A 22453-nucleotide genomic window follows, 5' to 3' on the forward strand; every position below is an offset into this window, starting at 1 on the left:
GGAAGCACCAGCGATGAGTTCAATCACGCAGGTCCAGCAGGAACTGCTGGGCCGCATGCAGCAGCTCGCGGAGTCCGCCACGGGCCCGGCGATCAAGCCGGCGAGCCAGGCGACCGATGATGCCGGCGGCCTGTTCATGGCCGCGATGCGCTCGGTGGATGCCCAGCAGCATCAGGCCGGCGCCGCAATGGCGGCGGTCGACAGCGGCAAGAGCGATGACCTGGTCGGCGCCATGATCGACAGCCAGAAGGCCAGCGTGTCGTTTTCCGCGTTGCTGCAGGTGCGCAACAAACTGACCACGGCGTTCGATGACGTCATGAGAATGCCGCTGTGACCGGGCGTGAGAGCTGAAACGTGCTGGATAAACTGAAAAGCAAACTGCCGCCCGGTGGCCTTCAACTCGACCCCCGGGTGACCCTCGCCGGCATGGCGGTGATCGCCGCCGCGTTGGCGGTCGCCGTAGCCTTCTACATGTGGCGCGACAATGGCTCGTTCCGCCCGCTGCACGGTGCCGGCGAAGCCTTCCCGGTCGCCGAAGTCATGCAGGTGCTGGACAGCGAGGCGGTGCAGTACCGCATCCATCCGCAGAGCGGACAGATCCTGGTGCGTGAGGACCAGCTGTCCCGCGCGCGCCTGCTGCTGGCGGCCAAGGGCGTCAAGGTCGCATTGCCGGCCGGCTACGAGCTGTTCGACAAGGAAGAGCCGTTGGGCACCAGCCAGTTCGTCCAGGACGTGCGCTTGAAACGCAGCCTGGAGGGCGAGCTGGCGCGCACCGTGATGTCGCTCAAGGGGGTGCAGCACGCCCGCGTGCACCTGGCTCAGGAGGAAACCAGTTCCTTCGTGGTCAGCAAGCGCGCGCCGACCAAGGCGTCGGTAATGCTGCAGCTCGAGCCCGGTTACAAGCTGGGCGCCGACCAGGTGGGCGCCATCATCAACCTGGTGGCCGGCAGCGTGCCCAACCTCAAGCCCGAGGATGTCGGCGTGGTCGACCAGTACGGCGCGCTGCTGTCACGCGGGCTGAACGTCGGCGGGGGCCCGGCGCAGAACTGGGGTGCGGTGGAGGATTACCAGCAGAAGGCGGTCGCCAATATCGAGCAGGTCCTGGCGCCGGTGCTGGGCAACGGCAACTACCGCATCAGCGTCGCCGCGGACATCGACTTCAGCCAGAAGGAAGAAACCTTCCAGGCCTACGGCGAGACGCCGCGCCTGCGCCGCGAAGTGCTGAGCAACGAAAGCGCGCTGGACCAACTGGCGCTGGGGATTCCGGGCTCGCTGGCCAACCGCCCAGTGGCACCGCCGAAAGAGGGCGAAGAGCCGGCGCCGGCTCAGAACGAGACCAAGGGCGCGACTTCCCTGCGAGAGGAATCGACCCGCCAGCTGGACTACGACCAGAGCGTCATCCATGTGAAACACGCCGGCTTTGCCTTGCGTCAGCAGAGCATCGCAGTGGTGCTGAACGCTGCCGCCGCGCCGGAAGGCGGCTGGAGCGACGAAGCCCGTGCCGAGCTCGAGGCCATGGTGCGCAGCGCCGTGGGCTTCAAGCAGGATCGCGGCGATCTGCTGACCCTCAGCGTGCTGCCCTTCGCCGCGGTGGAAACCGTCGCCGAAGAGGTGCCCTGGTGGGAGAACAACCAGGTCCACGCGCTGGCCAAGCTTGGCGTCGCCGGACTCATCGCCCTGCTGCTGTTGCTGATCGTGGTTCGCCCGGCCGTGCGCAGCCTGACCCAGCGCAGCACGGTGACTGAAACCGATGCGCTGGAAGGCACCCTGACCGCTGCGCCAGTGCCTAGCGCCATCGAGGCCGAGACCCGTGCGGCGCTGGCCAGCCCGCGCGCACCAGCGCCGGATGGCGCGCACATTTTCGGCGAACTCAACCCGCTCTCGGAGATCCGCCTGCCGGCGCCGGGCTCGGGCCTCGAATTGCAGATCGAGCACCTGCAGATGCTCGCCAAGAACGACCCGGAACGCGTTTCGGAAGTCATCAAGCATTGGATAGGCCGCAATGAAAGAGACCTCAACCCAGCCAGCTGAGTCGGAAGCCGGCTCGAGCAGGGAAATCAAGCCGCGCCCGGTACACCTGCGCTCGGTGAGTTCGCTGGACCAGGCGGCGATTCTCATGCTGAGCATGGGTGACGACATTTCCGCCGGCATCCTGCGTAACTTCACCCGTGAAGAAATCATCAGCATCAGCCAGGCCATGGCGCGGCTGTCCAACGTCAAGCAGCCGATGGTTTCCGATGTGATCAGCCGCTTTTTCGACGACTACAAGGAGCAGAGCAGCATCAAGGGCGCCTCGCGCAGCTACCTCGCCGGCATGCTCGGCAAGGCGCTGGGCGGCGACATCACCCGTTCGCTGCTCGATTCCATCTATGGCGAGGAGATCCGCGCCAAGATGGCGAAGATGGAATGGCTCGATCCGAAGCAGTTCGCCGCGTTGATCGCGAAAGAACACGCGCAGATGCAGGCGGTGTTCCTCGCCTTCCTGCCGCCAGGCATGGCCACCGACGTGCTCGAATGCATGCCGGCCGAGCGCCAGGATGAGCTGCTCTATCGCATCGCCAATCTCAGTGAGGTCAACAGCGATGTCATCGCCGAGCTGGAGCAATTGATCGATCGCAGCCTGCAGGTGCTCAGCACGCAGGGCTCGCAGGTCCGTGGTGTGAAGCAGGCGGCCGACATCATGAACCGCTTCAAGGGCAACCGTGACCAGATGTTCGAGCTGCTGCGCGCGCACAACGAGGAGCTGGTCGAGAAGATCGAGGATGAAATGTATGACTTCTTCATCCTTTCGCGGCAGAACCCGGATGTGCTGCAGACCCTGCTGGAAGTGATCCCGCTGGACGAATGGGTAGTCGCGCTGAAGGGCGCCGAACCGGCGTTGGTCAAGGCGATCCAGGCGGCACTGCCCAAGCGCCAGGCGCAGCAGATGGAGTCGATCAACCGCCGCCAGGGCCCGGTGCCGCTGAGCCGCGTGGAGCAGGTGCGCAAGGACATCATGGCGGTGGTCCGCGAGATGTCCGCCGATGGCGAGCTGCAGATCCAGCTGTTCCGCGAGCAGACGGTCGAGTAAGCGCCGATGAGCATCAAGATCATCAAGGGCGAAGGCCGCGCCTGGCGCCCATTCCGCTTCCCGCCGCGGGTGCGCAGCGCCGCCGAGATGGCCGACAGCATGGCCGGCGACCCGGCGGCGCTGCAGCGCGCCGTGGCCGATGGCTTTCAGGAAGGCATTGACAAGGGCTACGAGCAGGGCCTGGAGCAGGGCCGCGAGGCCGGGCACCGGGAAGGCTTCGAGCGCGGGCTGGAAGATGGCAAGGCGATTGGCCGGGAAGAAGGTCGCGCCCTGGGGCGCCAGGCCTTCGATCAGGCGGCGCGCCCGCTGGATCAACTGGTCGAGCAGGTCGAGCGTTTCCGTCGGGATTTCGAACAGGCCCGTCGTGAGCAGTTGCTCGAGCTGGTGCAGAAGGTCTCCAAGCAGGTGATCCGCTGCGAACTGACGCTGCATCCGACGCAACTGCTGACCCTGGCGGAGGAGGCCCTGGCGGCCATGCCGGGCGACCAGGAGGACGTGCGCATCCTGCTCAACCCCGAGGAGTGCACCCGCATCAAGGAGCTGGCGCCCGAGCGCGCCGCGGCCTGGCGTCTGATCCCGGACGAAAAGCTGGCCCTGGGCGAATGCCGCGTGGTGACCGCCCAGGCCGAGGCCGACATCGGCTGCCAGCAGCGCCTGGATTCGTGCATGGACACCCTGGCCGACCACATCCGGGCGGAAGCCTGAGATGTCGCTGCGCGAGAGCTTCCGGCTCGACGAGGCGCTGCGTTCGCTGGATACCGTGCAGCTGGCCAAGGTCAGCGGCCGGCTGGTGCGCGTCTCCGGCATGCTGCTGGAAAGCCTCGGCTGCCAGCGCATGACCGGCCAGCGCTGCTATGTCGAACAGGGCGATGGCAGCATGCTCGAAGCGCAGGTGGTGGGCTTCAACCGCGATATCACCTATCTGATGCCGTTCAAGAAGCCGGTGGGGCTGACCGCCGGTTCGCGGGTCTTTCCGGCGCCGGACGACGCCAAGCTGCATATCGATGAATCCTGGCTGGGGCGAGTGGTCAATGGGCTCGGCGAGCCGCTGGACGAGCTGGGCAAGCTCAGCGGGCGCGACCCGCTGCCGGCCGAACTGCCCTCGGTCAACCCGCTCAAGCGCAAGCCGGTCAGCGAAGCGCTGGACGTCGGCGTACGCGCGATCAACGCCACCCTGACCCTGGGCAAGGGCCAGCGCGTCGGGCTGTTCGCCGGCTCCGGTGTGGGCAAGAGCGTGCTGCTGGGGATGATCACCCGCCAGACCAAGGCCGACGTGGTGGTGGTCGGCCTGATCGGCGAGCGTGGGCGCGAGGTGCAGGAGTTCCTGCTGCATTCGCTGGGCGAAGAGGGCCTGAAGAAGGCCGTGGTGGTGGTGGCGCCCGCCAACGAATCACCGCTGATGCGCCTCAAGGCCACCGAGCTGTGCCACAGCATCGCCGCCTATTTCCGCGACCAGGGCAACGATGTGTTATTGCTGGTCGATTCGCTGACCCGCTACGCCATGGCCCAGCGCGAGATTGCCCTGGCGCTCGGCGAACCGCCCGCCACCAAGGGCTATCCACCGTCGGTGTTCGGCATGCTGCCGGAGCTGGTGGAAAGCGCGGGCAACGGCGCCAACGACCGGGGCAGCCTGAGCGCGCTCTACACGGTGCTGGCCGAGGGCGACGACCAGCAGGACCCCATCGTCGATTGCGCGCGGGCGATTCTCGACGGGCACATCGTGCTCTCGCGGCGCCTGGCCGATGCCGGCCACTACCCGGCGATCGACGTCTGCGCCTCGGTCAGCCGCTGCATGAGCCAGGTCGGCCAGCCGCCGCACCTGGGTGCGGCGCGCCAGCTCAAGGAGCTTTACAGCACCTACGAGAAGATCAGGGAGCTGATTCCCCTGGGCGGCTACAGCCCCGGCGCCGATCCCAAGACCGATCGGGCGGTGAAGCTGGCACCCGGCATCGAGCGCTTCCTGCGCCAGGACGTCGGTGAGCCCGCGGAGCTGGAAACCAGTCTGGCCATCTTGCAGAGCCTCATTAAACAGCCATGAAACAGCAGATCGAAACGCTCACGCGCCTGGCGAGCCTGCGCGGCAACCGGGTCAAGCAGATGCTCGGGCAGGTTCAGTACCAGCAGAACCTCTGCCAGCGCTATCGCAACAACATCACGGGCCTCAGCCGGCTCTGTGGGTTCTCCGTGCCGATGAACACACCCCTGCAGCGCGACAACCAACAACGCTACAAGGCCACGCTGTACAAGATGGTCGAGCTGCAACGCCGCGAACTGGCGGTGGCCGAACAGGCGCTGGCGCGGATTCAACAGGAATTGCTGCAGGCCATGCGCAGCGAAAAGGTGATCGAGTACGTCATCGACGCCAAGATGCAGCAATGGCAGCAGACGTTGCTGGCGCAGGAGCAGAAGATCCAGGACGGGCTGGCGGCGCAGACTTGGTGGCGCAACCAGATTGCTTGAGGTGTGATGGGGCTCGGCGTTGGCTTGGCTCCGCGCCCCTCACCCCGGCCCTCTCCCCGGAGGGGCGAGGGAGCAGGTGCAAGCCGCCGCTCCGATGTACGCGCTTTGCCGCTGGGGCGCCTGATCCATCGCATGGTTGCTTCGTCGCGCAAAGCACGCGGCCTGGTCCCGCACGGCCGGCTCCCTCTCCTGGTTTGCAGGGAGAGAGCTGGGTGAAGGGGCTGGTCGACGTGATGGGCCCTGACGGTCTGATGGACGAAGGCGCGCATAGCACTGGCAGGCCCGCACGACCGGCTTCCTTTCCCTGCTTGCGGGGAGACGGCTGGGGTGAGGGGTGCTGATCGGCGCCCTGACGGCCTGGTGGGCGAAGGCGCGCACAGCACTGGCAGGCGCGACACGACCGGCTCCCTCTCCCTGCTTGCGGGGAGAGGGCTGGGGTGAGGGGCGGCTTTGATCAGGCTCACCACATGGGTGGGCGCAGCCCGCTCGTAAAAAAGATTTAAGGTTTTCGCCCGTGCGGTCGCTTCTTTGGCAGTAACCACCGAGTTGGAACGAGATCATGGAAATCAGTCGGCACTTCAAGCCCGCCATCACGGCCTCCAGCGAGACGGTTCGCCCGACCACCGCTCGCCCTGCCGCCCAATCCGCCCCGCGCCCGGCCGAAAGCCTGCCGCTGGAGCAGATGCACGACGCCCTGCGTGCCATGCCGGACGTCGACCTGGATCGCGTCGCCGCGATCAAGCAGGCGCTGCAGCGCGGCGAAATTTCCACCGATGTGGCTGAGCTGGCGAGCAGCATGCTCAGCTATCACCGCGGGAGCGATGCGTGAATCAGCGCGACAAGCTGCTAACGGTCGTCGATGAAGACCTGCAGCAGGACTGCGGCGATTACCTGGCGCTGCGCGAGCTGATGCAGGAGCTCTACGGACGTCTGCTGGAGCGCGACGTGCCGGAGATCGATCGGATCAACCTGCAGATCATTGTGCGCGTCGAAGCCATCGCGGCGCGCGCGCAACGGCGTAGCAAGGTGCTCACGGCCTTCCGCCTGGAGCCGTCGGGCGTCGGCATGCGGCGCTTGCTCGCCAGCTGCTCCGGCCCGCTGGGTGAATCGCTCCAACGGCACTGGCAACGGGTCGGCGATCTGGCCGTGCAGTGCCAGCAATTCAACGAGCACAACGGCAAGCTGCTGGCCATGCACCACGACATCCTGCAGCAGCTGCTCGCCGGTGGTCAGGACGCCCGCCTTTACGCCCCCCAGGCCTACTGAGGCGCGAGCCACTCGGCACCCACGCCGTGGGGGCGAATTCGTTCGCCCGCCACCGCCGGCAGGATAAATCCCGCTCCACCAAAGCCACGCCCAAGCACGCCGTGCTGCGACCCCGCCGCCGCGAACCGTAGGGGCGAATTCATTCGCCCGGCCCCGCCAGCCGAATGGAACATCACGCATCCCGCACATTGCATCAATCCCATCGCCTCCGCCAGGGGCCGGCTCGCTGGAATTAATCCGGGCCGCGCACCCTTAACCGAGCCTTCCATCCTGTCGCCTTTACAGGGAGATGTTCCGCGCTTCGCTCAAGCGGAAACGGCGTTTCCCCGTTTCCTCGTCGCGTGCTGTAGCGGAAGGCTTCTTTCTGCATGACTGGCTCTGAAAGCCCCTTAATTCGGGCTTTCAGGAACTGGCATTCAACTTGCTCTACCTGCTTCAAGAGGGGATGGTGATGGCTATAGATTCCGATTACGTACAGCAGATGTCGACGCAGTTGGCGACCTACGAAGTGCAATCTTCGCTGGATCGGCTCAACCGCAACGAAGCGCGCTACAAGGCCCAGCGCGACGCACTGAGTACGCTGCGTACCTCGTTGACGACCTTCAAGTCGGCAATGACCAAGCTCAACAGCAGCACGTCGAACATGCTGACCAACAGCGCGACCTTCAGCCAGGAGGGGTATGCGACCGCGACCGTGGGCGCGACCGCCAAGCCGGGTACCTACGACTTCTTCGTCGAGCGCCTGGCGGGCAAGCAGCAGGTGGCGGTGCAGGGGTTGGTCGATGGCAGCCTGAACGGCACGCTCACGCTCAATGCCCAGGCCTTCGACCTGAGCAGCTACGCGACCCTGGATGAAGCCGCTAAGGCCATCAACGACGCCGCCCTCGGGGCGCAGGCGACGCTGGTTCGCAGCAACGGTGCCGTCAGCCTGGTGATCACCAGTGACGAGAGCGGCGCGGCCAACGGCTTCACGCTGGACCTGGCAGGCAACGCCGCGGCCACCACCACGACGCTATCCACCGCGCAGGATGCGCTGATCCGCCTGGGCGGCAGTTACGGCGCCGGCGGTATCGAGCTGACCAGCGCCAGCAACACCTTCGACAACGTCATCGACGGCGTGAGCATGACCGTCAGCAAGGTGCACACCGCCACTGACACGCCCCTGACCGTCACCGTCGGCCAGGACAAGGCCGGCACCAAGGCGAATGTGCAGAGCTTCATCGACGCCTTCAACGCGCTGATGACCAGTTTCGACACGCTGACCGGCAGTGGCAGCGACAGTGCGGCTCGCGGCGCCCTGGCTGGCGACTCCAGCGTGCGCTCCATCGAGGGCCGCCTGAACAACCTGCTGCGCACCGACTTCGGCGGCAAGAGCCTGATCGACTTCGGTATCAGCGCCGATCGCAGCGGCAAGCTGACCCTCGACAGCACCCGTTTCGAGGCCGCCGTCACCGCCGATCCGGAGGGCTTCGAAGCGCTCTTCAGCGGCAAGGACAAGCTGCTCGACAGCATGGACAAGACCGTTGCCGCCTACACCAGCAGCGTCAACGGCATGCTGAAGAACCGCATGGACACGCTGGACATGAGCCTGCGGCGCATCGACGAGCAGTTCGAGAACCTCCAGCAGCAATACGACACCCACTACAACCGCTACCTCAGGCAGTACACCACCATGATGCAGACGATGCAGACCATGGAGCAGACCTACGGATTGTTCGGATGAACACTTATCTCCCCAACGACAGTTACGACAGCTACCGCTCGGTAGACCTCGAGGCCCGTGCGGCATCGGCTTCGCCTTACGAGCTGGTGCTGGTGCTCATGGACGGTCTGCTCGACGAGCTGGCCCGCGCCCGTGGGCACATCGAGCACAAGCGCTACCAGCAGAAGGGCGCTTCGCTGGAAAAGTGCATGAACATCCTCAACGGCCTGAACGGCGCGCTGGACGAAGAGGGCGGTGGCGAGGTGGTTCAGGGCCTGTCGCGCCTGTACGAGTACTGCATCTATCGGCTGTCCGACGTCAGCGTGACGCTGTCGCTCGAAGGCCTGGATGAAGTGGTCAACCTGCTCGGCATCCTGCGTGAAGGCTGGGAGGGCGTCAGTGCCGCGCGTAAGTGACAGCGAACGCCTGATGGCGCTGCACGGGCAGCTGCAGCAGGCGTTGCAGGCCAACGACTGGGCCGCGGTCGCGAGCGTCGACGGCGCGATTCGCCAGTGCCTGGAGGCCCTCGCCGAGCGCTTGCAGCTCGACGAGCCGGCGCTCGCCGCCAAACACCGCCTCAAGCAACTGCATGGCGAAGGCTTGCAAGCCTGCGCCGATGAATGCGAGCGGCTGCGCCTGCTGCTGCTCAACCATCTGGAGTACGCCGAGGGCCGTGCGGCCTATCAGCGGATCGACATGTTCCAGGCCGGAGACAGGCGATGATCCCCTCGATTTCAATGGCGCGCGCCTCTGCGACGGAGCCCGGCGCACAACCGGCCGTGACGTCGGGCGGCGATGTGAAGGGCTTTGCCCGCGCATCGTCCCTTGACCTGGCCCGGCGTCACTTCGAGGCCGGCATGGCGCAGGCGGCGGCAGCCGGCGAGGCGCTGCCGGACGTACCGCCGTCCGCTGCTGCCGCCGCCGTCGCGCAGCAGCCACAGCAGGCGTCGCGCGAGGATAGCCGTCAGGTCGACGAGACGCGCCAGGGCTTGACGCCCGAGCAGTGGTTGCTCGCGATGATCGATCAGCAATCGGCGGCGGTCGAGGCGCGCGATGGCGTTCGCCTCGAAGGTGCGTCGCCGGAGGCCGTCGACACGACCGCGCAGGCGCCGCTCGAGCCCCTGTTCGCCGGTCTGCCGGCGCCGGAGCAGGCACTCGTAGCATCGCAATGGGGCGTGACCCCTGACGAGGCGTTGCCAGGTGCCGCAACGGCCGATCGCGTGCCGGTCAGCCCGTCCGGATGGCCCGGCCCGGTCGCCGGCCGCGTGATCGAGCCGGTGCTGGTCGGCGTCGCGAGCCTGTCCGGCGACGAGGCTACGCAAGCCTTGCTGGAGCCGGCGCTGGAGCAGATGCGTGCCGTTGCGGAGTCGATCGAGGCGGTCGAGCCGCAGGCCGGCGCCGAGCGTGGACAGGCACCGCAAGCGCTGGCCACGGACCGTGGCCTGAAGCTGCAGGGCCCCGAGGCCAAGTGGGGCGAGCAGATGCTCATGGCCCTGCGCGAGAACGTGGAGCTGCAGATCCAGCAGAAGATCCAGAGCGCCACCATCCGTTTGGATCCGCCGGAGTTGGGCAGCCTGGAAATTCTGCTCAGCCATGAATCCGGCCGGCTCAACGTTCAGCTCTCTGCCGCCAACGCCGATGTCGCCCGCCTGCTGCAACAGACCAGTGACCGGCTGCGCCAGGAACTGGTGGGCCAGCATTTCGTGCAGGTCAACGTGCAGGTCGGTGCCGAGAGCGGGGGGCAGCAGGGCCAGCAGCGCCAGCGAGCGGCCCTGCCGGCGGACGAGGCGCCCCTGGCGGCCCGTGCCGAGGCGCAGGCGGATAACCCGGGCGGCGAACAGCGTGCCCGCGATGTATTGATCACTGTTTGACCGTTCCAACCCTTAGCCAATTTGTGAGTGTGTTATGACGACGCCCCGTCTCGTTCTGCTGATGCTGCTTCTCAACGTGGTCACCGTGGCCGGTGGCGTCGGCGTCAGCTACTGGTTGCTGAAGCCGGGTCTGGAAGGCGCCGCCTCGTCCGAGGTGGCCGCCGCCGAGCCGGTCGAGCCCTCGGAGTACGAGTTCTACGCGATTCCGAAGGTCATCGTCAGTGTCCGCGGTGACGGTCGCGAGCACTACTTCGTGCTCGACCTGGCGCTGCAGGCCGATCTCTCTGACGAGCCGAAGAAGTTCGAACAGGCCGAGCCGCTGGTGCGCAACTCCGTGGTCGGCTACCTGTCCTCGCTGCCCTTCGACGAGCTTCGCGGATTGAAGATCAGCGAGCTGCAGGAACGCCTCGAAACCATCCTGTTCGCTGACTTTGCCAGCAAGAACGCAGCCGTGCCGTTCAAGCACGTGCTGGTCAACAAGCTGATCGTGCAATAAAGGCCCCGCCATGAGCGCCACTTGCCCCGTCGACTACTACGGCGCCACGCCGGCCAGTCACTCGGTCTTCGCCCCGGCTGTCGAGCAGCGTTGGCTGATGCAGTACCTGCCGCTGGTCAAGCGCATCGTCCGGCAGCTGTCGCTGCAGGCCAATCAGGTGCTCGATCGAGAGGACATGGAGCAGATCGGCATGATGGGCCTACTCGAGGGGCTGCGACGCTACGGCGAGCCGGACGAGGGCTTCGGCAAGTTCGCCGCGTTGCGCATCCGCGGTGCGATTCTCGATGAGCTGCGCCGTCAGGACTGGCGGCCCCGCCAGGTTCGCCAACAGACGCACAAGGTCCGCGACGCCATCCGCGAGCTCAACCGGCAGCTCGGCCACGAGCCCAGCGACGAGGAGATCAAGGCCCATACCGGCCTGAGCGAGAAGGATTACCAGGGCTTTCTCTGGGCCGACTCGTCCGAGGCCATCGAAAGCCTCGACGAACTGCTGCAGAGCGGCCACGAGCATTTCCCCGACGCCACCGAGCTGTTCGAGGAACGCCTGATCAAGGAGCGCGTGCTGGCCCAGGCGCTGGCGCGGCTGGACGAGCGCGAGCGGCTGGTGCTGACGCTTTATTACCAGCACGAACTGAGCCTGAAAGAGATCGCGCTGGTGCTGGACGTCAGCGATGCGCGGGTCTGTCAGCTGAGCAAACAGGCGATCGGCAAGGCCAGTCGTTACCTATCAGAGAGAAGTCAGTAGTCATGCAGAAAGTATTAGGTGCCTTGATCATCATCGGTTGCGTGCTTGGCGGCTACGCCATGGCCAACGGCGACATGCGCGTGCTCTGGCAGCCGGCCGAGGTGGTCATCATCCTGGGCGCAGCGCTGGGCAGTCTGGTGGTGGGTAATCCGAAGGAAGTGCTCATCGAGATGCTGCACCAGATCAAGGACGTCTTTGCCTACAAGCGGCGCGGCGAGGAATTCCAGCGCCAGTTGCTGATGCTCCTGTACGAGCTGCTGGAAATGGTCGACGTCGGTGGCCTCAAGGTGCTCGATTCGCACATCGAGGAGCCGGACCAGAGCGAGCTGTTCGTCCGCTATCCGCTGATCCTGGCGGAGAAGAACCTGATGGCCTTCATCGCCGACAACTTCCGCCTGATGGCCATGGGCAAGATCAGCGCGCACGAGCTCGAAGGCTTCCTCGAACAGGAACTCGAAGCCATGGAACACGCGCTGTTGCAGCCGGCGCGCTCGCTGCACAAGATCGGCGAGGCGATGCCCGGCTTCGGCATCCTGGCGGCGATCATGGGCATCATCATCACCATGGGCAGCATCGGTGGCAGCGTGGCCGAGATCGGCGCGCACGTGGCGGCGGCGCTGGTCGGCACCTTCCTCGGCATTTTCTTCTGCTACTGCCTGATGGACCCGCTCTCCAACGCCATGAGCCAGCGCATCAAGACCGAACTCTCCGCGCTCGAATGCGTGCGCACCACGCTGGTCGCCCACGTCGCAGGCAAGCCCACGCTGCTGGCGGTCGACGCCGGGCGCAAGCTGATCGAGCAGGACGTCAAACCCGCCTTCAAGCAGCTCGAGAACTGGGTCAACCAGTACGAGGAGCAAAGGGACGCCGCATGAGAAGCCGGGACAAGAGCAAGGGCGGCGACCACGAGATCATCATCAAGCGCCGCAGCAAGAAGGGCCACGGTGATGAGCACGGTGGTGCCTGGAAGGTGGCCTTTGCCGACTTCACGCTGGCGATGATGGCGCTGTTCATGGTGCTCTGGATCATCCAGCCGCAGATGGAGTTGACCAACCCGTCCTATGGCGAGATGGAGAGCAATCCGCTGGTGGATGGCGGCGCCGGCATCTTCGACGGCACCAGCACCTCACCGCTGGAGCTCGACGGTGTGCCGGTCCGCCCGCCGCAAGTCGAGCCGTCGGAACGCCGCGAGTCGACGGCCAATGCCGACGGCAGCCAGACGTACGGCTCCACCGAGGAGCTGAAAAAGCTCGCCGAGCTGATGCGCGAAGTGGCCAGCGAGGTCGACGCACTGGCGAATCTGGAGGTGGATGTGGTGCCTCAGGGCCTGCGCATCCTGATCAAGGACGACCAGCAACGCTTCATGTTCCAGCGCGGCAGCGCGACCCTGAACCCGCATTTCCAGACGCTGCTCGGCGTGCTCGCCGGTGTCCTGGCGAAGGTCGACAACAAGCTGATCATCAGTGGCCACACGGACGCCACGCCCTACCGACAGGCGAACGGTTACAACAACTGGAATCTTTCCGGTGACCGCGCCTTGCGCGCCCGCCATGCGCTGGTCGAGGCGGGGCTGGCTGAGCAGTCGGTGCTGCAGGTGACCGCTCAGGCCGATGTCATGCCGCTACGTCCCGAGGATCCGCAGAACGGCGCCAACCGTCGTGTCGAAATCCTCCTGCTGACCGCCTCGGCCGAGGCGCTGTACAAGGAGCTGTTCGGGGACAGCTACGGGCAGGTGCGCTTCTCGGAACGCGGCGCGAGCTACAACAGGAAGGAAGGCTGACCGGACGTTGGCCGCAGGGTCAGCCGCGATGTGGATGATCGTCGGCGCAATAGACCTGCCGGGTCTCGACACCGTACAGGCAGCTGCCGATCTGCTCCAGCGTGATGCGGGTGCCGGTGTGCGAGCCGTAGAAGAGGTTGAAGACCAGTTCTTCGTCCAGCTGAGCCTCGGCGTCCAGCCCATGGACTTCGCCTTGCTCGATGACCAGCGAGGTGCGCCCCAGCAGATCCGTTTCCAGCCGCCCCGACGCCTCGACGATCGCCGGTGCGTTGCGCGTCATGGAATAGAAGCGGCCCTTGTTGAACACCAGGCTCTGGCTGATCCGAACCGAGGTACCGTCCTTGAGCACGACATGCCCGCTGGAGCTGTAGCGACCGTCAAGGCTCGAAGCCATCTTGCCGCTTGTTCCCATCGCCACGAAGGCCCATAGCAACAAGGCCGATGGCACCATCACTTGCAGCATGCGCTTGGCTGCGGCGCCGGTCTCGTTGTGCTGTGTCATTGCAGGCAACCTTGCAGATGTTCGTTGGGTATCGATGCTATGCGCGATTTGTGAACCTTTAGCCAGTTGACTCGACCGTCGTCTTGCAGACAGCGAATTTCATAGAAGCCGGGAGACACGTTGACGATCAGCCGGCCCGGCTCGGCGCTCAGGCCACCCAACGTATCGACCAGCGAAGCGGTTTCCTTGACCAGCGAATCGAGCAGGCGCTGGTTTTTCTCCACATAGAGCACTTCCAGCGCGCCGGCTTCGACCCGATGCGTGAACGACGGTGCGGCACTGCTGGCCAGCCGGAACCCCAGCATGGCCAGCCCCAGCAGCACCATCATCGCGCTGCCGGCGAGCAGGGCCGGCTGCCAGGCGCGTCGGGTCCGGCGCGGCTCGACAGGGGCCGGCGCCGGTGCCGGTAGTGGCAGGTCGATGATCGCCGCTTCGACGGGCGCAACAGGCGCGTCGACCAGCAGCGGGGTGTCCACTGCGGACGGGGTGTCGATGAGCAGATAGTTCGGGTTGAACAGGTAACCGCGTCGCGGCAACGTCTGGATGATCTGGCTGCGCCCGTCGAAGAGCGCCTGGCGCAGCGTGTAGATCTGCTGATTCAGGCTGCCCTGACCGACGACGCGGCCTTCCCAGGCGAAGCCGAGCAGTTCGTCGCGAGACACGACTTCTCCGGGCACCTGCAACAGGCGCTCCAGGACGCGACTGCCGGCGAAGCCGAGATCGAGGACTTGCTCTTGGTCGTCGTGCTGGAGCACCAGCTGGTAGAGCGCGCGGTCGAAACGGGCCGAGCAGCCGTCGCGACCGGTTTTCAACAGAGGGCAGACGAAGGCATCGGTGGCCGAAGGGGTCAGAGATGAGGTCATGAGCGCCTGAGTTCGTGGTTTTCGCTGAAAAGGTTCCGCCGCTGTGAAAACCTTGGCAAAACAAAGTGGCGGCATCTTGGCGCCAGTTATTTGAACTGGCAAGCGCTTCGATCGAAGAATCTGCTGAACGGCCTGAGCGGCGCTGAGGCGGTGGTACGGCGCGGAATGCGGAAACGGAGGCGAACGGCGGGAAACGGGCGCGATCAGGCGCGCGGCATTCTAGGTGCAGGCGGGGCGTGGCGGGCTGCCGCTGATCGGAAACGAAGAAACCCCGGCAAGCCGGGGTTTCCTTTGGGTGCATGGATCGCGGGGGTTTTAGCCCAGCAGGCCCATGACCATGCCCGGCATCTGGCCGGCTTGCTTGAGCATGGAGATGCCCGACTGCATGAGCATGGAGTTCTTGCTCATGTTGGCGCTTTCCACGGCGAAGTCGGCGTCCATGATCCGGCCTTTGGCCATCTCGGTGTTGTCCTTCATGTTCGCCAGGTTGTTGTTGACGTGGTTCAGGCGGTTGATGGTGGCACCGAACTGGGCGCGCATCGAACCGACTTCGTCCAGAGCTGTTTCCAGACCCGTGATGGCGGCACCGGCGTTCGCGGCTGAGTCCAGCGTCAGGGCTTGGACTGTGGTGGTCAGGGTAGTGGTAAGCGTGCCGATATCAGCACTGACGTCAAATGCCATTGTTTCAGCAGCGCTAGCACCGATTTGAAAATTGACGGGTGCGGCCAGTTTGGTGGTGAACAACTCTTCGCCAGCGTACTTGGTGTTGTTGAAGATATTGGTCAGTTCCTTGCCCAGCTCGTCGAACTCAGCCTGCAGCGAGGTGCGGTCATCGGCCGTGTTGGTATCGTTCGCGGCCTGGGTCGACAGGTCCTTCATGCGCTGCAGGATGTCGGTGGTTTCGCTGAACGCGCCTTCGGCGGTCTGCAGCATGGAGATGGCGTCGCCGGTGTTGCGCATGGCAACGCCCATGCCGCGGCTCTGGGCGTTCAGGCGGGTGGCGATCTGCAGGCCGGCGGCGTCGTCGGCAGCGGAGTTGATGCGCAGGCCAGTACCCAGACGCTGCTGGTTGGTGGTCAGAGCATTGTTCGACTTGTTCAGGGCGGTGTTAGTAGTCAGAGCGGAGTAGTTGGTGTGAATGGACAGAGCCATGATGATCATCCTTCGTGCGTTGGGCTGTTAGGAGCTGGCTTGACTGCCTGCTGAAAAGGTAAGGCGACAGCCCTTGGCGAGGGATTAAATCCTGACGTCAAATTTTTTTTGCCTTCAGGTTGCGAGCGGGGTTCGATCCTGTTTAAAACGCTGCCGCGGTCGGTCCAAGGGGACCCGGCTCAATCTGGCGTCTGGCCTAGTCGAGGCTGCCGCTGCCTGAAGCCTGGCCGGTCTCTTTGAGGAGACGATCCCTTTGGGCGAACAAGTTCGCCCCTACCGGGCAGCGCTTTTTGTAGGGGCGAATTTATTCGCCCAGGCGCGCTTGGGCAGGCCGCGCTTGGCCATTTCTAGAACGTACTGGTCGCTACGCCTACGTCCAGCACCTTGGCGTCGATCACCTTGCCGCTGCCTGTGGTGTGCACGCCGGGCCGGCCATCCGCCAGGGCGTGCCGGAGGTCGAGCGCGGCTGCCTGAGGCGGGGGTAATTCCCTGGGCGAGAACCCTTTGGGCGAACAAGTTCGCCCCTACAGGGCCGCGCTTTTTGTAGAGGCGAATTCATTCGCCCAGGCGCGCTTGGGCAGGGCCGCGCTTGGCCTTTTTAGAACGTACTGGTCACCACTCCTGCGTCCAGCACCTTTGCGTCGATTACCTNGCCGCGCTTTTTGTAGAGGCGAATTCATTCGCCCAGGCGCGCTTGGGCAGGGCCGCGCTTGGCCTTTTTAGAACGTACTGGTCACCACTCCTGCGTCCAGCACCTTTGCGTCGATTACCTTGCCGCTGCCTATGTTGCGCACGCGGATGACATCGCCGGGCTGGCCATCGGCCAGGGCTTCGCCGGACGTCGAGGCTTCGATGCCGTCGTGGTTGGCGACGATCCTGACCGGTTGCCCGCGGCGGACGGCCATGGCCTGCTCCAGAAGCGCCGGGGTGATCAGCTGGCCGGCACGGATGCGGCGCTTGGCGGCCAGGCCGACCACCTCCTCGAGGCGGTTGTAGTAGCCGCGTCGGGCCTTGGCGATGTTGATGCGTTGCAGCTTGAGGTCCTGGGCGGTGAAGGTCTGCCCGCGGTCGATGACGCCAGCGGCATGGACGCTCGGCAGAAAGACATGCGCCAGGCCGGTCGCGTTGAGGGTCCAGCCCGGCGTGTCGGCGCAGCGAACCTGCAGCGTCTGCCGCTCCATGGCCGAGGGCGCCTCGCCGGTGGCCTGGACCTGAATGCCGGTGGAGCAGGTCGGCAGGTCAGTGGCAGCGGCCGGGACGTTGACCTCATAGCGCAACTGCATGCCTTGCCAGCCCTGGCGCGCGGCCTGTGCCTCGAGCATCGCGCCGAGGTGATGCTCGACCGCCTCCTGGATCTCGAGGCGGGTGTCGGCCAGCGAGTGGGCGGCCGTCAGCATGGTCATGGCCGCGAACGCCAGGGCGGAAGCCGCTTTTCCGCTTCCGCGTCCCTTGCGGCTGCGCAGCGGAAGGAAGGGGTCTGTCAGCCCGTCATGCGTAGGAATTTTGTCTTTATAGAACAATGAGTTAGCTCGGGTTATCGGTTCGGCACGCATTCTGCAAAGTCAGCCGCAAAGCGGTGGGCTGGATTCGGCCCCTCAGGCTGAAGGGTAGGACATGAGTATACGGATTGATGACGCGCTGGGCGTTCACGAACGCGCCCTCGGGCTGCGCATGCAGCGCAGCGAAATTCTCGCGGCGAACCTGGCCAACGAAGACACCCCGGGCTTCCAGGCACGGGATATCGACTTCCGTCAGGAAATGCAGCGGCTGGAAAGCAGTCAGTCGCCACGCGCCAGCATTGCCGGCACCGATCCGCGCTTGCTGTTCCGCGTGCCGAGCCAGGCCTCGCAGGACGGCAATACCGTCGAGCTGTCGACCGAACAGGCGCAGTTCTCGCGCAACTCCATGGATTTCCAGACCAGCCTGACCTTCGTCACGATGAAATTCCGTGGCCTGAAGCAGGCCATCGAGGGCCGTTGAGCATGTCATTCGATTCCATCTACCGCATCGCCGGCTCGGCGATGAATGCCCAGACCGTGCGTCTGAACACCGTGGCGAGCAACCTGGCCAACACCGACTCGGCCGCCAACAACCCGGCCGACGTCTACCAGGCGCGCAAGCCGATGTTCGCCGCCGTCTACGAGAACGACTCGCTGACCCGCGGCGTGGGCCTAGGCGGCGCCCATGTCCAGGTGCTCGACGTGGTCACCTCCGGCGCCGACCCCAAGCGCCGCTACGAGCCGGGCAATCCCTTGGCCGATGGTGACGGCTACGTCTACTACCCCGACATCAACGAGATCGAAGAGATGACCGACATGATGTCGGCCACGCGCAGCTTCGAAACCGGCGTCGAGGTGCTCAACCGCGTCAAGAGCATGCAGCAGAGCCTGCTGCGGCTGGGAGAAGCCTGATGGCCGTGACCAATAATCTGCTGGGCAATGGCCTGTCCGGCACGGCGGCTGGCGATCTCCCCAAGCAGGCGGTGAATGTCAGCGACGCCACCCAGATGGAGAACAACTTCATCAGCCTGATGGTCGCGCAGATCAAGTACCAGGACCCGACCAAGCCGGTCGACAGCACCGAGTTTCTCAACCAGTTCTCGGCCATGTCGCAGGTCAAGAGCATGGGAAACCTGGCGACCCTGGCGCAGAACAACCTGGTACTGACCGACAACCTGCAAACCCTGACCGCCGCCGGGCTGGTCGGCCAGCAGGTGAGCGTGGCTGTGGAATCGCTGGACCTGACCGGCGAGGCCGTCAGCGGCGGGTTCGAGTTGAGCCACGCGTCCACGCGCACCGCCGTCCTGCTGACCGACTCCAACGGCACCCAGACGCGCATCGAGCTGGGCGCGCAGTCCGCCGGCCGGGTGCCCTTCGTCATCGACCCGGCCAAACACGGCCTGCCCGACGGCACCTACAGCGTGAGCATCGAATCGGAGAACGGCGAGTTCCCGCAGGTGGAAGTGGCCGGCCAGGTCGCCAACGTGCGCGTCAGCGCCGAGGGCCCAGTGCTGCAGGTCAAGGGCGTCGGTTCGGTGCCGTTCTACAACATCCTCGAATTCGCCCAGGCCGATGCCGGGCTGCTCGGCGGCTGAGCCCAAGGCTCGCCAGTCTTCTTTTCCCTTTAAGTATCGAGATCAGCCATGAGCTTCAACATCGCCCTGACCGGCCTGTCCGCCGTGAACGAACAACTCAACACCATCGGCAACAACATCGCCAACTCCGGCACTGTCGGCTTCAAGTCGTCGCGGACCAACTTCGGTAGCCTCTACGCCGAGACTCAGGCCATGGGCGTCGAAGTGACCGGTACCAGCCAGAGCATCAGCCAGGGCGGTGCGCTGACCACCACCAACCGTAACCTTGACCTGGCGATTTCCGGCGGCGGCTTTTTCGTCACCCGCGCCAGCAATGGTGATGTGGCCTACACGCGCGCCGGCGTCTTTGGCACGGACAAGGACAGCTACCTGACCAACAGCCTCGGCCAGCGTCTGCAGGGCTACCCGGCGGATGCCACCGGCAACTTGCAGACCGGTGTGGTAAGCGATCTGCAGATGAAGGCCGGCGGTCTGCCCGCCAAGGCCACCGATGCACTGAGCTTCGTCGCCAACCTCGATGCCAATCAGGAAGTCCCGGCGGTGGCCTTCGACCCGCTCGCCGCCGACAGCTACAACTCCACCTACACGACCAAGCTGTACGACTCGCAGGGCAAGGAACACACCCTGACCCAGTACTTCGTCAAGACGGCCGACAACAGCTGGAACGCTCACTACTACGTCGACGGCGCTGCGGTTGCCGGGCCTCAGGCGCTGACCTTCGATGGCGCGGGCACACTGTCGGCCCCGATCGGCAAGGTCGCGATCAATGCCGCCCTCGCGGGCGGCGTCGATCCCCTGGCGATCCAGCTCGATTACAGCGGCACCAGCCAGTACGGCTCCGAATTCAGCGTCACCAGCAACCGCGCCACCGGCTATTCGGCCGGCGAGCAGACCGGCATGAGCGTCGAGAAGGACGGCAAGGTCTACGCCAGCTACTCCAACGGCGAGCGCCTGCTGCAGGGCCAGGTGGTACTGGCGAACTTCATCAACGCCGAGGGCCTGAAGAACATCAGCGGCACGGCCTGGACCGAAACCGCCGCCTCCGGTGCGGCCATGCTCGGTGCGCCGGGCGTCGGCCAGTACGGCACCCTGGCCAGCGGCGCGCTGGAAAGCTCCAACGTCGACCTCACCCAGCAGCTGGTAGGCCTGATGGAAGGCCAGCGTAACTACCAGGCCAACACCCAGGTCATTTCCACCAACAAGGAACTGACCCAGGTTCTGTTTAGCGCACTCTGAGGCTGATCCATGGACCGTTTGGGATACACGGCGATGACCGCCGCCAGCCGCACGATGATGTCGCTGCAGGTGCGCTCCAACAACCTGGCCAACGTCAACACGCCCGGCTTTCGCGCCGACCTCGAGCGCGCCCAGGCCGTGGCGGTCGAGGGTTACGGCTATGACAGCCGGCACATGGCGGTGGTCGAGAACAACGGCGTCAGCCTGGCCGCCGGCCCGATGGTCGCCACCGGCCGCGAGCTGGATTTTGCGGTCAAGGGCACCGGCCTGATCGTCCTGCAGGATGGCGAAGGCGAGGCCTATACCCGCCAGGGCAGCATGCAGATCGATGCCGAAGGCCGCTTGACCCTCAACGGTCGCGCCGTCATGGGCGAGGGCGGGCCGATCGAGCTGCCCGAGCATGACCGCGTGGAAATCGGCAACGACGGCACCGTCTCGATCATGGCGCCGGGCGATTACCTGATGGCCGAGGTCGACCGCATCCGCCTGGTCGACGTGCCGGCGGCCAACCTGATGAAGAACCAGGCCGGCCTGCTGGTGACCCGCGACGGCGAGCCGGCGCAGCCCAGCGAGGACGTGCGGCTGGCCAGCGGCTTTCTCGAGTCGAGCAACGTCTCGGCGATCGACGAGCTGGCCTCGACCATGAGCCTGAACCGCCTGTTCGAAACCCAGGTGAAGATGATGAAAGCCGCCGAGGACCTTTCCGACGCCGGCAACCGAATGATCCGCGGCAGCTGATCGGGAGATAACGCATGAATTCCGCACTTTGGGTCAGCAAGACCGGCCTGGCCGCCCAGGACAAGGCCATGTCCACCGTTGCCAACAACCTGGCCAACGTCAACACCAATGGCTTCAAGAGCGACCGCGCGGTCTTCGAAGACCTGTTCTACGTCATCGAGAAACAGCCGGGCGCGCAGGCCGACGAGATCAACACCGTGCCGTCCGGCATCCAGCTGGGCAGCGGCGTGCGCGTCGCCGGCACGCAGAAGGTGTTCACCGAGGGCAGCATCCAGACCACCGGCCAGCCGATGGACCTGGCCATCGTCGGCCGCGGCTTCTTCCAGGTCGAGGCGCCCAACGGCGATATCTTCTACACCGAGAACGGCCAGTTTCAGCTGAATGCCGAAGGCATGATGGTCAACGCCCAGGGCCTGCCGCTGAACCCGGCGATCGAAGTGCCCGAAGGCAGCACCGGCTTCACCGTCGGCAGCGACGGCATCGTCACTGCGGTGCTGGCCGGCGACACCCTGCCGTCGGAGCTCGGGCAGATCACCCTGGTCAACTTCACCAACCCCGGCGGGCTGGAAGCGCTGGGCGGCAACCTCTATCGCGAAACCGTCGCCAGCGGCGAGCCGGTGGAAGGCGTGCCGGGCGAGGAAGGCCTCGGCCAGCTCAAGCAGGGCGTGCTGGAAGGCTCCAACGTGCAGGTCGTAGAGGCCATGGTGGCGATGATCGCCATCCAGCGCGCCTACGAGGCCAACGCCAAGGTTCTCGATGCCGCCAGCGGCATGCAGCAGTTCCTCAACCAGACCGTGTGATGCCGATGAAGCCGATCGCCCTCCTGTTCGCCTTTCTGCTGCTCGGCGGCTGCGCCAGTTTCGACGAGATGCTGCCGGACGAGGATTCCAGCGAGTACGAGCCGCTGGAACTCGACTACAGCCTGCCACCGACCACTGGCGGCGGTCTGTTCCGCTCCGGCTACGGTGGCTCGCTGGTGAGCGACAAGCGCGCGGTGCGGATCGGCGACATCCTCACCATCGTGCTGGACGAATCGACCCAGTCGAGCAAGAGCGCCGGCACCAGCTTCGGCAAGCAGTCCAGCGTCGGCGTCGGCGTGCCCACCGTACTCGGCAAGACCTACCCGGATGTCGAGACCTCGGCCTCGGCCGAGCGCGACTTCAGTGGCTCGGCCAAGAGTTCGCAGCAGAACACCCTGCGTGGCTCGATCGCCGTCACCGTGCATCGCGTGCTGCCCAACGGCACGCTGCTGGTCAAGGGCGAGAAGGCGCTGCGGCTGAACCAGGGCGACGAGTACATCCGTCTCGCCGGCCTGGTGCGCATGGACGACATCAACCGCTTCAACCAGGTGTCCTCGCAGAACGTCGCCAACGCGCGCATCTCCTACGCCGGCCGTGGCGTGCTCAACGACAGCAACTCCGCCGGATGGCTGACGCGCTTCTTCGCCCACCCGCTGTTCCCCCTCTAAGTGGAAGTTT

General features: G+C 65.3%; 27 protein-coding genes. 23 read left to right on the forward strand and 4 right to left on the reverse strand.

Annotation, left to right across the window (positions count from 1 at the left end; genetic code table 11):
- The first annotated feature begins 13 nt into the window (after positions 1 to 13).
- The 16 genes from fliE to MST27_RS17935 all read left to right on the forward strand — a co-directional run bounded on the left by fliE (position 14) and on the right by MST27_RS17935 (position 13390).
- Entirely contained in the window at positions 14 to 334 is a 321-nt protein-coding gene (gene fliE, locus MST27_RS17860) for a flagellar hook-basal body complex protein FliE (protein ID WP_243607288.1), read from the forward strand.
- Positions 335 to 354: 20 nt separating this feature from the next.
- Positions 355 to 2031: a flagellar basal-body MS-ring/collar protein FliF gene (fliF, locus tag MST27_RS17865; RefSeq protein WP_243607289.1), complete on the forward strand. Its 1677-nt coding sequence runs from the start codon at positions 355 to 357 to the stop codon at positions 2029 to 2031.
- Entirely contained in the window at positions 2003 to 3070 is a 1068-nt protein-coding gene (locus tag MST27_RS17870; protein ID WP_243607290.1) for a FliG C-terminal domain-containing protein, read from the forward strand. Before fliF ends, MST27_RS17870 begins: the two co-directional genes overlap by 29 nt.
- 6 nt (positions 3071 to 3076) lie before the next feature.
- Entirely contained in the window at positions 3077 to 3775 is a 699-nt protein-coding gene (gene fliH, locus MST27_RS17875) for a flagellar assembly protein FliH (RefSeq protein WP_243607291.1), read from the forward strand.
- 1 nt (position 3776) lies between these two features.
- A complete protein-coding gene (gene fliI / locus MST27_RS17880; RefSeq protein ID WP_243607292.1) occupies positions 3777 to 5108 on the forward strand; it encodes a flagellar protein export ATPase FliI in 1332 nt (443 codons plus the stop codon).
- Positions 5105 to 5530 carry a flagellar FliJ family protein gene (locus MST27_RS17885; protein WP_243607293.1) on the forward strand — a complete coding sequence of 142 codons (426 nt, stop codon included), beginning with the start codon at positions 5105 to 5107 and terminating at the stop codon, positions 5528 to 5530. The genes fliI and MST27_RS17885 overlap by 4 nt, the downstream gene beginning before the upstream one ends.
- A gap of 559 nt (positions 5531 to 6089) precedes the next feature.
- Entirely contained in the window at positions 6090 to 6359 is a 270-nt protein-coding gene (gene flgM, locus MST27_RS17890) for a flagellar biosynthesis anti-sigma factor FlgM (RefSeq protein WP_243607294.1), read from the forward strand.
- A complete protein-coding gene (gene flgN / locus MST27_RS17895) occupies positions 6356 to 6796 on the forward strand; it encodes a flagellar export chaperone FlgN (RefSeq protein WP_243607295.1) in 441 nt (146 codons plus the stop codon). The genes flgM and flgN overlap by 4 nt, the downstream gene beginning before the upstream one ends.
- 451 nt (positions 6797 to 7247) lie before the next feature.
- Complete coding sequence (fliD, locus tag MST27_RS17900; protein WP_243607296.1) at positions 7248 to 8519, forward strand: flagellar filament capping protein FliD; 1272 nt, start codon at positions 7248 to 7250, stop codon at positions 8517 to 8519.
- Positions 8516 to 8914 (forward strand): flagellar export chaperone FliS, encoded by a 399-nt coding sequence (fliS, locus tag MST27_RS17905; protein WP_243607297.1) that lies wholly within the window; start codon positions 8516 to 8518, stop codon positions 8912 to 8914. Before fliD ends, fliS begins: the two co-directional genes overlap by 4 nt.
- The gene (locus tag MST27_RS17910; RefSeq protein ID WP_243607298.1) at positions 8898 to 9221 is read left to right on the forward strand and encodes a hypothetical protein; all 324 of its coding nucleotides are present in this window, start codon (positions 8898 to 8900) and stop codon (positions 9219 to 9221) included. Before fliS ends, MST27_RS17910 begins: the two co-directional genes overlap by 17 nt.
- The gene (locus MST27_RS17915; RefSeq protein ID WP_243607299.1) at positions 9218 to 10369 is read left to right on the forward strand and encodes a flagellar hook-length control protein FliK; all 1152 of its coding nucleotides are present in this window, start codon (positions 9218 to 9220) and stop codon (positions 10367 to 10369) included. The genes MST27_RS17910 and MST27_RS17915 overlap by 4 nt, the downstream gene beginning before the upstream one ends.
- A 34-nt stretch (positions 10370 to 10403) precedes the next feature.
- The gene (locus MST27_RS17920) at positions 10404 to 10865 is read left to right on the forward strand and encodes a flagellar basal body-associated FliL family protein (protein WP_243607300.1); all 462 of its coding nucleotides are present in this window, start codon (positions 10404 to 10406) and stop codon (positions 10863 to 10865) included.
- 10 nt (positions 10866 to 10875) lie between these two features.
- Positions 10876 to 11610 (forward strand): FliA/WhiG family RNA polymerase sigma factor, encoded by a 735-nt coding sequence (locus MST27_RS17925; RefSeq protein ID WP_243607301.1) that lies wholly within the window; start codon positions 10876 to 10878, stop codon positions 11608 to 11610.
- Between the two features lie 2 nt (positions 11611 to 11612).
- The gene (motA, locus tag MST27_RS17930) at positions 11613 to 12485 is read left to right on the forward strand and encodes a flagellar motor stator protein MotA (protein WP_243607302.1); all 873 of its coding nucleotides are present in this window, start codon (positions 11613 to 11615) and stop codon (positions 12483 to 12485) included.
- Complete coding sequence (locus MST27_RS17935) at positions 12482 to 13390, forward strand: OmpA family protein (protein ID WP_243607303.1); 909 nt, start codon at positions 12482 to 12484, stop codon at positions 13388 to 13390. Before motA ends, MST27_RS17935 begins: the two co-directional genes overlap by 4 nt.
- Positions 13391 to 13409: 19 nt before the next feature.
- Here the strand turns inward: MST27_RS17935 and MST27_RS17940 are convergent, their stop codons facing one another.
- The 4 genes from MST27_RS17940 to flgA all read right to left on the reverse strand — a co-directional run bounded on the left by MST27_RS17940 (position 13410) and on the right by flgA (position 17310).
- Positions 13410 to 13892 carry a hypothetical protein gene (locus MST27_RS17940; RefSeq protein ID WP_243607304.1) on the reverse strand — a complete coding sequence of 161 codons (483 nt, stop codon included), beginning with the start codon at positions 13890 to 13892 and terminating at the stop codon, positions 13410 to 13412.
- Entirely contained in the window at positions 13889 to 14755 is an 867-nt protein-coding gene (locus MST27_RS17945) for a transcriptional regulator (protein ID WP_243607305.1), read from the reverse strand. The genes MST27_RS17940 and MST27_RS17945 overlap by 4 nt, the downstream gene beginning before the upstream one ends.
- Positions 14756 to 15070: 315 nt before the next feature.
- Positions 15071 to 15907 (reverse strand): lateral flagellin LafA, encoded by an 837-nt coding sequence (lafA, locus tag MST27_RS17950; RefSeq protein WP_243607306.1) that lies wholly within the window; start codon positions 15905 to 15907, stop codon positions 15071 to 15073.
- Between the two features lie 719 nt (positions 15908 to 16626).
- Positions 16627 to 17310, reverse strand: a complete 684-nt coding sequence (gene flgA / locus MST27_RS17955; RefSeq protein WP_243607307.1) for a flagellar basal body P-ring formation chaperone FlgA — start codon at positions 17308 to 17310, stop codon at positions 16627 to 16629.
- Positions 17311 to 17521: 211 nt separating this feature from the next.
- On the opposite strand from flgA, the gene flgB reads away from it, so the two are divergent.
- From flgB to flgH, 7 genes are read left to right on the forward strand one after another with little or no spacing between them, the layout of a single operon-like run.
- A complete protein-coding gene (gene flgB / locus MST27_RS17960; RefSeq protein ID WP_243607308.1) occupies positions 17522 to 17887 on the forward strand; it encodes a flagellar basal body rod protein FlgB in 366 nt (121 codons plus the stop codon).
- 2 nt (positions 17888 to 17889) lie between these two features.
- Entirely contained in the window at positions 17890 to 18318 is a 429-nt protein-coding gene (flgC, locus tag MST27_RS17965; protein ID WP_243607309.1) for a flagellar basal body rod protein FlgC, read from the forward strand.
- A complete protein-coding gene (locus tag MST27_RS17970) occupies positions 18318 to 19001 on the forward strand; it encodes a flagellar hook capping FlgD N-terminal domain-containing protein (RefSeq protein WP_243607310.1) in 684 nt (227 codons plus the stop codon). The genes flgC and MST27_RS17970 overlap by 1 nt, the downstream gene beginning before the upstream one ends.
- Positions 19002 to 19049: 48 nt before the next feature.
- The gene (gene flgE, locus MST27_RS17975) at positions 19050 to 20237 is read left to right on the forward strand and encodes a flagellar hook protein FlgE (RefSeq protein ID WP_243607311.1); all 1188 of its coding nucleotides are present in this window, start codon (positions 19050 to 19052) and stop codon (positions 20235 to 20237) included.
- Between the two features lie 9 nt (positions 20238 to 20246).
- Positions 20247 to 20975: a flagellar basal-body rod protein FlgF gene (gene flgF, locus MST27_RS17980; RefSeq protein ID WP_243607312.1), complete on the forward strand. Its 729-nt coding sequence runs from the start codon at positions 20247 to 20249 to the stop codon at positions 20973 to 20975.
- 14 nt (positions 20976 to 20989) lie between these two features.
- Positions 20990 to 21775 (forward strand): flagellar basal-body rod protein FlgG, encoded by a 786-nt coding sequence (gene flgG / locus MST27_RS17985; protein ID WP_102839274.1) that lies wholly within the window; start codon positions 20990 to 20992, stop codon positions 21773 to 21775.
- Entirely contained in the window at positions 21775 to 22443 is a 669-nt protein-coding gene (flgH, locus tag MST27_RS17990; protein ID WP_200600817.1) for a flagellar basal body L-ring protein FlgH, read from the forward strand. The genes flgG and flgH overlap by 1 nt, the downstream gene beginning before the upstream one ends.
- Positions 22444 to 22453 lie beyond the last annotated feature (10 nt).

It is taken from the genome of Stutzerimonas marianensis (assembly GCF_022810315.1).
In the GTDB taxonomy this organism is placed as follows: Bacteria; Pseudomonadota; Gammaproteobacteria; order Pseudomonadales; family Pseudomonadaceae; genus Stutzerimonas; species Stutzerimonas marianensis.

Excerpts from the sequence above, each read along its gene's own strand:
- MST27_RS17945 (WP_243607305.1), bottom strand. The coding sequence starts at position 14,755 with ATGACCTCATCTCTGACCCCTTCGGCCACCGATGCCTTCGTCTGCCCT.
- MST27_RS17970 (WP_243607310.1), top strand. The coding sequence starts at position 18,318 with ATGGCCGTGACCAATAATCTGCTGGGCAATGGCCTGTCCGGCACGGCG.
- flgA (WP_243607307.1), bottom strand. The coding sequence starts at position 17,310 with ATGACCATGCTGACGGCCGCCCACTCGCTGGCCGACACCCGCCTCGAG.
- fliS (WP_243607297.1), top strand. The coding sequence starts at position 8,516 with ATGAACACTTATCTCCCCAACGACAGTTACGACAGCTACCGCTCGGTA.
- fliH (WP_243607291.1), top strand. The coding sequence starts at position 3,077 with ATGAGCATCAAGATCATCAAGGGCGAAGGCCGCGCCTGGCGCCCATTC.
- fliI (WP_243607292.1), top strand. The coding sequence starts at position 3,777 with ATGTCGCTGCGCGAGAGCTTCCGGCTCGACGAGGCGCTGCGTTCGCTG.
- fliD (WP_243607296.1), top strand. The coding sequence starts at position 7,248 with ATGGCTATAGATTCCGATTACGTACAGCAGATGTCGACGCAGTTGGCG.
- lafA (WP_243607306.1), bottom strand. The coding sequence starts at position 15,907 with ATGGCTCTGTCCATTCACACCAACTACTCCGCTCTGACTACTAACACC.
- MST27_RS17935 (WP_243607303.1), top strand. The coding sequence starts at position 12,482 with ATGAGAAGCCGGGACAAGAGCAAGGGCGGCGACCACGAGATCATCATC.
- MST27_RS17920 (WP_243607300.1), top strand. The coding sequence starts at position 10,404 with ATGACGACGCCCCGTCTCGTTCTGCTGATGCTGCTTCTCAACGTGGTC.
- fliE (WP_243607288.1), top strand. The coding sequence starts at position 14 with ATGAGTTCAATCACGCAGGTCCAGCAGGAACTGCTGGGCCGCATGCAG.
- flgF (WP_243607312.1), top strand. The coding sequence starts at position 20,247 with ATGGACCGTTTGGGATACACGGCGATGACCGCCGCCAGCCGCACGATG.
- flgE (WP_243607311.1), top strand. The coding sequence starts at position 19,050 with ATGAGCTTCAACATCGCCCTGACCGGCCTGTCCGCCGTGAACGAACAA.
- flgG (WP_102839274.1), top strand. The coding sequence starts at position 20,990 with ATGAATTCCGCACTTTGGGTCAGCAAGACCGGCCTGGCCGCCCAGGAC.
- MST27_RS17940 (WP_243607304.1), bottom strand. The coding sequence starts at position 13,892 with ATGACACAGCACAACGAGACCGGCGCCGCAGCCAAGCGCATGCTGCAA.
- MST27_RS17885 (WP_243607293.1), top strand. The coding sequence starts at position 5,105 with ATGAAACAGCAGATCGAAACGCTCACGCGCCTGGCGAGCCTGCGCGGC.
- flgC (WP_243607309.1), top strand. The coding sequence starts at position 17,890 with ATGTCATTCGATTCCATCTACCGCATCGCCGGCTCGGCGATGAATGCC.
- flgB (WP_243607308.1), top strand. The coding sequence starts at position 17,522 with ATGAGTATACGGATTGATGACGCGCTGGGCGTTCACGAACGCGCCCTC.
- MST27_RS17915 (WP_243607299.1), top strand. The coding sequence starts at position 9,218 with ATGATCCCCTCGATTTCAATGGCGCGCGCCTCTGCGACGGAGCCCGGC.
- MST27_RS17870 (WP_243607290.1), top strand. The coding sequence starts at position 2,003 with ATGAAAGAGACCTCAACCCAGCCAGCTGAGTCGGAAGCCGGCTCGAGC.
- MST27_RS17925 (WP_243607301.1), top strand. The coding sequence starts at position 10,876 with ATGAGCGCCACTTGCCCCGTCGACTACTACGGCGCCACGCCGGCCAGT.
- motA (WP_243607302.1), top strand. The coding sequence starts at position 11,613 with ATGCAGAAAGTATTAGGTGCCTTGATCATCATCGGTTGCGTGCTTGGC.
- flgH (WP_200600817.1), top strand. The coding sequence starts at position 21,775 with ATGCCGATGAAGCCGATCGCCCTCCTGTTCGCCTTTCTGCTGCTCGGC.
- flgM (WP_243607294.1), top strand. The coding sequence starts at position 6,090 with ATGGAAATCAGTCGGCACTTCAAGCCCGCCATCACGGCCTCCAGCGAG.